4 protein-coding genes are annotated in these 2,441 nt (G+C 48.9%); 2 read left to right on the top strand and 2 right to left on the bottom strand.

The features are described 5' to 3' along the window. Positions 1 to 707 (top strand): MobV family relaxase (gene mobV, locus OQV04_RS24255; protein ID WP_089615148.1); only part of this gene is annotated, 707 nt, incomplete at its 5' end. A gap of 69 nt (positions 708 to 776) precedes the next feature. Here mobV and OQV04_RS24260 read toward each other — a convergent pair. Together OQV04_RS24260 and OQV04_RS24265 are read right to left on the bottom strand one after the other, a co-directional pair. Continuing rightward, positions 777 to 1,007: a hypothetical protein gene (locus tag OQV04_RS24260; protein WP_124788667.1), complete on the bottom strand. Its 231-nt coding sequence runs from the start codon at positions 1,005 to 1,007 to the stop codon at positions 777 to 779. Further along, positions 994 to 1,497 carry a hypothetical protein gene (locus tag OQV04_RS24265; protein ID WP_001565850.1) on the bottom strand — a complete coding sequence of 168 codons (504 nt, stop codon included), beginning with the start codon at positions 1,495 to 1,497 and terminating at the stop codon, positions 994 to 996. Before OQV04_RS24265 ends, OQV04_RS24260 begins: the two co-directional genes overlap by 14 nt. Positions 1,498 to 2,180: 683 nt before the next feature. Between OQV04_RS24265 and OQV04_RS24270 the strand changes: the two genes are divergently transcribed. Continuing rightward, positions 2,181 to 2,441: plasmid recombination protein (locus OQV04_RS24270; protein ID WP_171770104.1), on the top strand; the 261-nt coding region annotated here is incomplete at its 3' end.

Here is a 2,441-nt window from a genome sequence, read left to right on the forward strand (position 1 = left end):
CACCACGGCAGCAGGCGGAGTTTTTCGCCCGCTCTGAGCAATGGCTGGAGAAGAAATACGGGAAGGATCGTGTTGTGGCGGCGGTGGTTCACCGGGACGAGGCCACCCCGCACCTGTCTGCGTTCGTGGTGCCATTGACGCAGGATGGACGGCTGTCCGCGAAAGAGTTTATTGGCGGGCGGTCAAAGATGCGTGAAGATCAGAGCACCTACGCTGAATCAGTAAAAAAACTGGGTCTTGAGCGCGGCATCGAGGGAAGCCGCGCCACGCATCAGACAGTTCAGCACTACTACGAATCGATAAACCGTGGCACCCGTAGCCAGGTATCGATCTCGCCGGAGGCGCTGGAGCCGCGTGTATTGCGGAAGGGCATTTTCACCAAAGACGTGGAAGATCAGGCAGCCATAGCCAAACGTCTAAGCCACGCAGTGAACGATGGCTTTGCAGGAACCATCGCTATGGCCTCTCAGAGCGCCCAGAACGCAAAAAGAGCGCGTGAGCTACAGAAGACTATGGATGCGCAGCAGAAACGCCTACAGAGCGTCACAGAGCCTTTTAAGGGGCTTTCCAGAGAGCAGATGACCGAAATCCTGATGATGGCTCAGCGGTTTAAGCAGCAAAACCAGGAAAAGGAAAAACAGCAGCGTATTGAACGTGAAAAACAGCGACAGACGCGATCGCGTGGCATGGGTGGTATGGAGCGTTAGTTTTGATGCGATGCAGGATAGGGCTAACGCCGCAAAGTGACGTCATTTGCGGCATTCACCACGAAAAAATTAATCATTCAGATGGTAATTATGTTTTTTTAAAATAGAAAAAGCTGCGTTTTTCTGCTTTGGTGACAAACCCTTAGTTGAGTATTTATTACCGCTAGTTCTACGATATATGCTGTAAACACTGCTTAAAAAAGTACGCTCCCAAACAGTCAGAACCTCATTCTTTTTTAGTGAATCATGCAGCATTAGCCTGTCTACATTTTTAAAAAGTTTATCTTCAGCATTCATCATCCATTACCTTCGTCTGCACCGTTCTTCCATTGGTGTCATAACTGATCTTTAACTCAATTTTCTTTCTTCTTTCGTAAATTGATGGCCAGTCTCCCCGTGCAAAAAGAAAGGGGTTAGCTTCAAGTTCCCCACGCCCTGCCCGGAAGAATATTTGTTTATCTACAAGAGCCGCAATTATGTTTTTAAAGGTCTGATATTCAATATGAACCCTGGGCTGTATGGTTTTTTCAAATCTAGTTTTTGATACAGACACAAACCCATCCCATCCAATCAGCATTGCCAATTGTAAAAGCACATCATTTTGAGATTTTGATAAACCATGAATCATCGCAATGTCTGCAATGTATAGCTTGACGTAGGGAGGTTCGGCTGGGATGGAAAAGGTCTCGATCTTAGAGTCTTGTTTTACCTCACCGTTTTCATCCATGTATGTATGCCGTTCAAGCCTAGAAATCTTTTTCGTATTCACTCCAGCCCCACGTTTCGCCATGATTTAGTACTCGCATTTAAGTACTAAAGAGACATACAGTCAAGTCCTTTGTATCAAGTACGATTAGTACTTGAGGTGAGTACGATTAGTCCTTGAGGTGAGTACGATTAGTACTTGAGGTGAGTACGATTAGTACTTGAGGTGAGTACGATTCTTCGCTCTAGCCCTTGGTACAAGCGGGTTCCCATATCTATATCTATATATTAAGGGGGAAAATAAGGGCTGAAAAACGGCATTTTTAGACACTGAAAAACTGCCTTTTTTTAGCAAGGAGTGTACGCATTTCTATGTACGGGGAGTGGAAATTCCGCTTCCTCGCTTTGGCTGTTCGTTCCTCGTCGCGTTGCTCCTGCGGTACGCCTCAGCCAAAGCTGCGGCGAGCGGTTCCTGCTCTTTCAAAGACGATTTCATTGCCTGATTTCGTCAAGGGCGAGCGTAGCGAGTGCCATTTACCCTTGACGACACTCCGGATAAAACAGGCTTGGCAGTGGTGGGGGGTGGCGCGAAGCGACGCCTTCCACCTGCCAGACCGCCGTTGATTTTGACCTTCTGGCAGCTTGCTGCCCGAACGATTTTGCGTAGCAAAGTCTAGTGAGTACACTATCATCTTGATAGTGGCCCGCCGGAGGTATCGCAATGCGCTCCCCCGCCTGGCTGAATGAATGCCGGAATCAGGGGGGAACATGGCGAACTACGCGATAATGCGCTGCAAAAAGCTGACGGGAATGGGAAGCGTGGCCAGCGCGTTGCAGCACTGCTACCGAGAGCGTGAGACGCCGAACGCTAACGCTGAACGGACACCAGAAAACTACTGCTCTGTGTCCAAATCAACGGATCAGGCAATGGGGCGTGTGCGGGAGCTGCTGCCGGAAAAACGCCGTAAAGATGCGGTACTGGCCGTTGAATACGTTATGACAGCAAGCCCTGAGTGGTGGAAAGAGGCC

The organism is Escherichia sp. Lx600-2 (assembly GCF_036662595.1).
Taxonomy (GTDB): domain Bacteria; phylum Pseudomonadota; class Gammaproteobacteria; order Enterobacterales; family Enterobacteriaceae; genus Escherichia; species Escherichia coli.